The sequence below is a fragment of the Nostoc sp. genome (assembly GCF_036917755.1).
Taxonomy (GTDB): domain Bacteria; phylum Cyanobacteriota; class Cyanobacteriia; order Cyanobacteriales; family Nostocaceae; genus Nostoc.
In genome coordinates this window covers 19565-28574 of record NZ_JBALFC010000091.1, presented here as the reverse complement: position 1 = coordinate 28574, position 9010 = coordinate 19565, and the positions used below count along the sequence as shown (strand labels likewise).

Sequence of the window (9010 nt, the reverse complement as noted above, 5' to 3'; positions counted from 1 at the left end):
GGCTTTAGGATCTTTACTTGTTCGTAGGTCATTAATGCTACCCAACTCTAACTTATTTGTCCCACGCATCTGGGACTTTTGCAAGAGGTCTAATGAACATCACGACATGTCTCATGAACATCACGATATGTCTCATGAACATCACGACATCTCTCATGAACATCACGACATCTCTAATGAACATCACGACATCTCTAATGAACATCGCGCTGTTTTAAGAACAAAATACAGTTACAGCAGTTTTCATGTATTTAAACCACATCTGTCGTAGGGGTACAGAAAAAGCTCATACGTGTCAACTTAAGGTGAAAGTTAGGAGAGAAGCAGCTTTTAGAGATTATCTCGTTCCCAGTCGGAGACTGGGAATGCATTCCGAGAGGGCTGCCGCCTCAAGACTTGCGGCAGAGCCCCTATCAGGTGCATTTCCAGCCAGAGGCTGGAAACGAGTTTTTAAAAGGCTTTCACGTTAACCCAAGCGTATTGAGTTAAAAAACGCGTAACTAGATAAAAAATTCGGGTTCAATAACCTGTTCAATACTAAAAGGACACTCAAGGGGAAAAGTCTCTATTGGTGTTTGAGTCTCATTTGCTGCATCTCGACGGGCGCGGCGATAATATTTCTGTATCAACTCCCAGTCTTCAAGAAAGCGCTGCAAACTGGGAGTATCTTCTAGACAATCCTGAATTTTGTTTCGGCAGTTTGAGATTGTGTTAACCCAACTTTTGGTTTTTCGCTCTGGTTGATATTGGCTTTTGAGTAAGTGCATTAAAAGCACCTGCAAATAACTTCCAAGTTCCTTTTGTTCACTCCGACCCAAAGCCGCTAGTTCCTCTACCAAATGTCCAACGTCTAACTCAGCCCAGCGTCCTTTCTTCAGACACTCAGCCTGTTGCTGCGTCCACAGTAAAAAGTCCTGATTGTAGAGCATTCCTTTACTCATCAACACTTACCCCCTCTGTTTTCAGCGACATTTTGCCTATTTTCGCCCAATGCAATGCTTTACTAGACATTTTACAAAGAAAGTAGGGCTAAAACTAGGACTTACGCAAAACCATACGCCCTCTGGGGCAATTCATGAATTGCCCTAAGAAGAAAATCACTCTTTTTGGCTATTGTTTGCGTAAGTCCTGCATCTAAACTCTAAGATTCCCTTCCCGATGCCCAGGTATCACGCCATTTAACAGTACCTTCTTTGGCAATCACCCAACGACGATTTACGAGATTTTCGCGCAGAGGCGATCGCCCTTCCCGCCACATGGCATATTTATAAGTAATCAGCTTACCGGCACTCTCATCAAAGGGAATCTCGGCAGACCAAGTATTTGAGTTGATGTACTCTAAAGGATATGCTTTACTGATATCCCAGTTACCCAACTCTGGGCAATCTCCTGTCACTACAATGATTTCACCGGGTTGGGTATCCACGCCATTAAGTTGCACGCGGACAATCGTCTGGGCTTTTATCCGTTCACCAACATGGCTGAAAACAAGCACTCCCCGTTCTTCTAATACTAGGTTATAAATCTTGCCGTCTTTCACCTCATACTTATTGCGAGTCACTACGCAGGTATGTTCGCCATCGGGTAATTCTGTTTCTACTTCTGGTAAGGTAACTTCTCCTCCCCGGTTTAAAGCGACAAAACACACAGAGTCACGATAGCGACGCACATAACAGTAAACGTCGGGTGTTAAGTATTTTTGCCAGTGGCTACCCATTGAGACGGCGGGATTCAGTCGCCGTAAGCCAGACAGCAACCTGATGCAACGATAAATCTCGCTCTCAGTATCCCAATTTTCCATCATTGGGCGGTTATACGGGTCGTTACCGCCATCGGTGTCGTTATGCAGATACTGTTCTGTACCGTAGTAAATGCAGGGAATGCCGCGAGATGTCATAATTAAAGCGATCGCTACTTTCAACATCGCTGGATCGGGATTCAGCGATTGGAAGCGACACATATCATGGTTATCGATGAAGGTAACTAACTCGGTTGCCCCGTTGTAGCGATAATCTTGGTCAAAAATGTATTGAATTGTTTGAAATCCGTTTTCTGAACCTTGCCCTAGTGCGGCTCGAATTGCCACGCACAAGCCGAAGTCTAGAAGTGTCATCCCTGAATGGTTAACAAATTCTACGGAGCGATCGTCACTAGGATTACTGTAAATCCATTCACCAAAAATAAATACATCTGGTTTGTGATTGGTCATCTCGCCAGTGAATTCTTGCCAAAACCAGATGGGCATGTGCTTGACAGTATCCACCCGCAGTGCATCTACACCCCGGTCTAGCCATTGTTTGATTGCTGACTTAATATACTCCCGATATTCCGTATTGTTTTCATTGAAGGTTGCTAGACCAGATAGTTCACAGTTTTGCACTTGCCAATCGTCTTCCCAGTTTTGCACTTCGCCATAGTGGTGATACCAATTATTGACATCATCATTGAAGTCAGCAATTTTGACGCCATCATCATATAATTCACCTTTGCTACCGCTAGTATCAGGGCTACTATGGTTGCAGACAATATCTAGCACTAGCTTCATATTCCGCTTGTGCAGTTCTGTAATTAACCGATCAAAGGTGGTATTTTTTTCTTCTTGGGTGGCGTTTAAAGAAGGGTTTTCTCCCTCAGCAATGTAGCGAGGATTAATCCGCTTAAAGTCTTTTGTCCAATAGCCATGCATCGCCGCATTGCTAATAAATAACTCTTCAACCTGCTCGAACAGTGGAGTTAGCCAAAGGGCAGTCACGCCCATGTTTTTGAGATAATCTAATTTATCAATGACCCCTTGCAAGTCGCCACCCCAGTACTTACCCCACTCTTGTCTAGTTGGATCGTACAGTTCTGAGTTTGCACCTTCGCTATTATCTGGATCGCCATCATAAAAGCGATCGACCACAGCAAAGTAAATGGTTTCCTGACGAAATTCAATATCTCTGGTATAAAGAAATTCTAAATCAATCTCAGTTTCTGATGGTGGTGTTTCTATAATAGCTTCTACTTTTTCTTGTGCAGAATCAACTTTGTATTGATCTGGTGAAAACTGAGATGGAGGGGTTTGTACCATAAAAAAACTCAAAATTTCATGTAATTGACACTTGTAGAACCAACAGTACAACGTTTCGAGTATTGTGTGTCACTACAAACTTCGGTATTGTGACATCCGGCCCACGGTGTAGGTATCTATCGCTAGCTAGTTTATAATTCTATCGATAGATATAATTCATCTGCTAGAGGATAAAAACAAAGGAATGTAGCAGTTATTAAATAAGTCGGAAGTCGGAAGTCGGAAGTCGGAAGTACAGTTTTGTGATAGCGCAGCCTCTTTGAGTCATCGAGCGCTTGTAATTGCTTCATCACAAAAATTTACAATATTCCCTCGTTCCCATGCTCTTCATGGGAATGGCTGATTTGAGGCTCTGCCTCCAGTTAAATCCTCCAGTTAAATATTAGTCAGAATTGAGTCAGAGACTCAATGAAGGCATTCCCATACGGAGTATGGGAACGAGGAAAACGAGGAAAATATTCCCTTGTTCCCATGAAGAGCATGGGAATGGCTGATTTGAGGCTCTGCCTCCAGTTAAATCTTGGTCAGAATTGAGTCAGAGACTCAATGAATGCATTCCCATACGGAGTATGGGAACGAGGAATAGTTGCGGGGAACTTATACCCACCGAACTTGTTAACAGTAATTGCTTGATCACAAAAATTTACAATATCTCGTGAAAGTAACTTGCGGTAAATATTGAGCCTAGCTAGTGTTTAAGTATATATTTGACAACAGTCAACAAGGTTTCGTTACACCTGAGCAATACTGAGTAAACCACGTATTAGCCAACTTTTTCTCTAGAAGATTCGCTCCATTGGTAAACTGACCATTGTCACTTTCAATCTGTTATTACTATTAAGCAATTAATTCAGGTAGCAATTATGACCAAATATGACAAGGTTTTTAACTCACCAAAGACATCAGAGGAATCACTAAGTCCAGAGGAAGCTGTGGCGGCGATCGCAACTGTCACTGCGATCGCTGATTCATCCATTGAAGATGTAGATGCAGAAAGTTTAGCAGGTATCCTCTGGGAATTCGAGGTCTTCGAGGAATACTCTGAAGATGAAATCACAGAAATAGTTGACCGACTCATCGGCATTGCAGAAGAAGAAGGAATTGGGCCTTTGTTTAATGTCGCCAAAGTATCTCTCTCAGATGAATTAGTGCTGGATGGTTTTGCAGCTGGGGTGATAGTGCTTTTAGACGATGACCTCGCCATCCCGAAATCGAAACAACTCTACCTCAAAAAGCTACAAGCAGCCTTGGAACTGGAGGATGAAGAAGCAGAGGAAATTATTAAGGAGGTAATTGCCGCCTTTAAAGAAGCAGAAAATGAAGAATATGCTGACGATGACGAAGATGAAACAGTAGTCATTGAAGATTTTAATGAACAGACATATCAATCGCTTTTAGGTAATTTTACGGTACCGATTCCGGTTGATCCGCAGCAGGGCGGTAGAATTCAAAGCCAGGAAGGAGTAGTTGGCTTTTCTGATGACATCGGTACTTTGCTAAGAATCGATTATTATCCTTTCCCCCTAGAACAGTTAGAGGAACTGGAATCTGTTGGACAAGAAGAATATTTACAAGCAATCTTAGTAGACAAGTATGTACCCCAAGCGATTTTTGCGAATGTACCAGATGCTTCTGTAGAGTATACCGAATATTTGTCAGATACTTTGCGAGGCGCTTACTACGTGTTAATTGATATGCCTAAAGGTTCGACGATTTCTAAGCAAGAAAATAATGGAACTGCGATCAGATTAGACGCTTACCGAGGGCTGCTCACCTTTATCAGGGGTGAATTTTTGTATATAGTTAGTAATCAGCACAGCTTTATTAACGGCGAAACTCCCGATTCTGTTGAAGAAGAAGCCGAAGACATCAAGGAGAGTATTTTAGAGTTTGTTGAGACTATAGAGTTCGCCTAGTCAACTTACAGCAGTGTTCATGTGTTCATCTATTTGAACCACATCTGTCGTAGGGGCACAGCACTGCTCATTGGTGTCAACTTAAGCCAGGGCGAATAGAATAGAGCCTCCGGCACGCTGACGCGCTAAGCGAAGCTATGCCGAAGGCTTTACGGGGCTACACAAACAAAGTCCACCTCCGTGGACTAATAATACAAAATCAAGGATTCTTAACCCACGGAGGTGGGTTTTGCCTGTGTAGACAAGCCAGTGCGTTGGGCGGCTCCGCCGACTTGAAGCACCTGGCGCGCGGTTTCTAACCGCCCTTTTAGCTGATTGATTCTGACTCCTGAATTCTGACTTCTAAATTCTTCTTTAAGTTTGCAGTTCCTAACAATTAGAAACTGCATGACGTTACGGAGACGGAACCGCTACTCGATTGCCGGGAACAATCTGTGGCTGATACGAAAACACCTCTCGACTACAGGGATTTACGGTCGCCTTGACCCAATTCACATCGTTAGTGCCGTTCGCCGCATTGTCGCCAAATGTCTCGACACGAGTGAAGTTCTCAAGGCGTCTGCCTTGAGCATCCAGAAATGGCTTGTCAACGCGGTAGTAGTGCGAGTCACCGTGTACGTAGGCAATCGGTTTACGGAAAGCAATCACCTGATCGCGCAACGCTAATAAAAAGCTCTGGAAGCCATCAGGCTGCCCATCAGTTTCCGCGAGCGTCTTCGGATCACGCAAAGGCGCTCTGGTTCCGTCGGTCAGATCCCATCCCGGATCGCCTTGGGAGATAAACATCACCGCCACGGATTTCTGTGACTTTGCTATTTGAAAAGTCTCTTTCATCCATGCAATATTAGCTGCGTTTCGCGCCGCATACTCCTGCGGGTCTGGCGCAGTGTCGCATAGGTTATTACACGAACCTTGGATATTGAGTGTCGCATAAGTAACTTTACCGACCGTCCATCGGCGGTTCTCAACACAGGGGACACCGGTGCCGTTTGCACTAAGGCATAGCGGTGTCTTTTGCACCTCCTGACGTAGCCGACGCTGACCGAGGGAAAAACTCGTGCTGAAGAATACCTGACGCTCGTAGTCGAGGCGATCGCGTGAGTTGAATCCACCGTTTGAGGGGCGATCGCAGTCAGTCCAATCGTTGTCGCCCGGCGTGAAGGCTGCTGGTGCTTTCAGGGCGTTGAAGTAGCCGAGTCCCTGGGTATAGAGAGCATTGCTGCAAGTGGTGGGTGTTACCGAGCCAGGCGTAGAGTTGCCCGCCTTCAGGTCGCCGTCGTGGACAGTGAAGGCCAGATTTTGGGCGTTCATGTCAGCGATGAGGTTTGGAACCCCCTTCGTCGCCTGCAAGTCCGAGTAGGGTAAATCGCCCCAAAGACCGATCACGTATGACTCGTTTTCGTCCTCGTACTCTTTCTCTTTCGCAGTCGCCAAACTGATTGCGGAACTTGCGAGCAAAGGCACAGTCAGCGCCAGCAAACAGATTTTACGTAGCAAACGCGCAGTGGTGACGCGTTTAAACACTGTGTAACCAAGCTTTGTCATCATCTCTATCCTCGATTATTCTTTGAGTCTGTGAGCGCATTTTGGACAATTAGCCCCTGCCCACGCCATTTCAGTTAGAGAATTAGACTACTGGATTGTCGATGATAGATAGATTATTGATTGGTTAAAAGTTAGTTTTTTTACAATTTATTCACGGAGACTTTACCTGATTTTGCCCGTTAAATCTCTCTAGCAAGCTGCTAAGGGACTGACAACAAATAAATTACCCCACAAGAAGTAGTTGAGTATTTTTTTATTTGGAAGTCCCTTACGTCGATGTTTCAAATAACTATGTTCATAACTCTATTAACTCATCTGATGTACATTTGGAAAGGGCGATGTCTGACGACAAGCCTGGAGAAAACAGGAAGTCTCCGACTCCGCACTGGGTGTCTACCCTTGTAATTTTTCATGACAATAACCCTGCTGAACAATCGCTATCAAGTTATTCAGGTAATCGGCGCTGGTGGGTTTGGCGAAACCTTTCTCGCAGAAGATGTCCATATGCCTTCTCGCCGTCGCTGTGTAATCAAGCAACTCAAACCGATAACCAATAATGACCCGCAAACCTACCAACTTATTCAACAACGGTTTGAACGGGAAGCCGCAACTTTGGAGTATTTGGGTGAAAGTAGTCACCAAATTCCTAAACTCTATGCCTACTTTTCTGAGAACGGGCAGTTTTATCTCGTCCAAGAATGGATTCATGGCCAAACCCTGACAAAAATTGTCGAAGCCAAAGGATTTGAGAGTGAAACTGCTGTTCGGCAAATTCTCCTGAGTCTGCTTTCAGTTTTGGATTATGTTCACAGTAAAGGCATTATTCACCGGGATATCAAGCCAGATAATATCATTCTCCGTTCTATTGATGGCAACCCCGTTTTGATTGATTTTGGTGCAGTCAAAGAAACAATCCGTTCAGTGGTGAATTCTCCAGGATATCCGACACGATCGCTCGTCATTGGTACGCCTGGGTATATGCCAAGCGAGCAAGCTGTTGGCCGCCCAGTTTACGCCACTGATATCTACAGCTTAGGTTTAACGGCGATTTATCTGCTGACTGGTAAATACCCACAAGAACTACAAACTGATCTGAAAACTGGGGAAATACTTTGGCAGCAGTACGCCCCTAATGTCTCTTCTCAATTTGCGGCGGTACTCAATCAAGCAATTAAGCCTCAAGCTAGCGATCGCTACAGCACTGCTAGTAAAATGCTATATGCCTTACAGTCTGCTAGTAATATACCTCCTGAGTTAGCTGCAAATACTTCCACAGTCATTTCTTCTCCCACTGCTGCATCGACTCGACAAACCCAGCCATTATATTCCCCGCCAAAGAATTCTGCAATCGCCCGGTCTGCTTCTGGGGGAAACTGGCAAAAACCGACTGTGATTGTTGGTAGTTTGGTAGTAGGCAGCATACTTGGTGCGATCGCAATTTCTAGCATGACTCGTCAGCAACAACCAGAAACAATTATTGCCACAAATCCGACGCGATCGCCAGAATCTTTGCCCACGACTCCTGCATCTTCCGAACCGCCTATTTCTTCCCAAACTTCTCCAGTTCCAGTTGTACCGACCTCACCACCACAACAGCCAGTAATTCCCGAACCTTTGCCAACCTATAAGCCCCCAGTTGTATCCACACCACAGCCAGAAAAAGAACCTGTAACTTCCAATACTCCAGCACCAGTACCAGTATCCACACCACAGCCAGAACCAGAGAAGAAAACGATACCTGCGGCGGACAATCCCACACCAGAAGCGCGTTCCACACCACAGAAGAAACCGCGCAGTAAATTAGCTGCTACTACCAGCAGAGAAAGCGTTCCCGCATTCCCTACAGGTACAGCAAGAAACATTGTAGAAGCTACCCTCGGCAAACCAAATCAAGACTTAAGAGGCGCATGGGGCAAAACCCGTGCTGTCGTTTACAAACTTGTCCCAGACAAAATTGAACTTGGCTACTTATTTGATCGTAATACTAAAGTGCTGCGTCAAACAGAGGTATCTTTTGCCGAATCGGTAGATCCGCAGGTAATGGAAACTACCTTGAATGGATTGTTAGATGGGCAAGCCACTGAAGAAATTAAGCAGGGACTCAAACAGGTACAACAGCGCCAGTCTGATAATTTTAGTTTTCAGAATGGCTCAGTCAAGGGTCAGATTATCCGCCAAGAATGCGATTTTATTTACATCAGCATTTGGGATGCAGATTTACATGAGTTTGTGAGTCCATCGACAGCGAAAAGGTGTTAATCTCCTGGGAAACATCGTTCTCAAAAGTTAGATTTTAAAAATAAATTTAGTTGCTATGCAGCTTACTTGTTCGCTACTTCATAGATAAATTACGGCATGTGCGACTTTCTCTGAAACCTAACCCCCAACGCTAGTAGGGAAGCAAAAATTAAAGCCTCTCTCCGCTTCGGGGAGAGGAATGGAAGCGGGCTTCCAAGAATAAGTTGCACATCGCGTTATA

The 9010-nt window shown here is 44.7% G+C and carries 5 protein-coding genes and 1 pseudogene; 3 read left to right on the top strand and 3 right to left on the bottom strand.

Translation table 11 applies throughout. The features are described 5' to 3' along the window. Positions 1-271, top strand: a pseudogene (locus V7L05_RS19695) (hypothetical protein); the annotation flags it as partial. Between the two features lie 229 nt (positions 272-500). Here V7L05_RS19695 and V7L05_RS19690 read toward each other — a convergent pair. Next, positions 501-929, bottom strand: coding sequence for a DUF29 domain-containing protein (locus V7L05_RS19690; RefSeq protein ID WP_335166443.1), 429 nt, complete (start codon positions 927-929; stop codon positions 501-503). Positions 930-1141: 212 nt separating this feature from the next. Beyond that, complete coding sequence (locus tag V7L05_RS19685) at positions 1142-3070, bottom strand: alpha-amylase family glycosyl hydrolase (RefSeq protein ID WP_335166441.1); 1929 nt, start codon at positions 3068-3070, stop codon at positions 1142-1144. 863 nt (positions 3071-3933) lie between these two features. Between V7L05_RS19685 and V7L05_RS19680 the strand changes: the two genes are divergently transcribed. Continuing rightward, the gene (locus V7L05_RS19680) at positions 3934-4986 is read left to right on the top strand and encodes a hypothetical protein (RefSeq protein ID WP_335166439.1); all 1053 of its coding nucleotides are present in this window, start codon (positions 3934-3936) and stop codon (positions 4984-4986) included. Between the two features lie 393 nt (positions 4987-5379). Here V7L05_RS19680 and V7L05_RS19675 read toward each other — a convergent pair whose 3' ends face one another. Then, complete coding sequence (locus tag V7L05_RS19675; protein WP_335166438.1) at positions 5380-6534, bottom strand: hypothetical protein; 1155 nt, start codon at positions 6532-6534, stop codon at positions 5380-5382. A 408-nt stretch (positions 6535-6942) separates the two neighbouring features. On the opposite strand from V7L05_RS19675, the gene V7L05_RS19670 reads away from it, so the two are divergent. Next, entirely contained in the window at positions 6943-8790 is a 1848-nt protein-coding gene (locus V7L05_RS19670) for a protein kinase domain-containing protein (protein ID WP_335166436.1), read from the top strand. Positions 8791-9010: the final 220 nt, after the last annotated feature.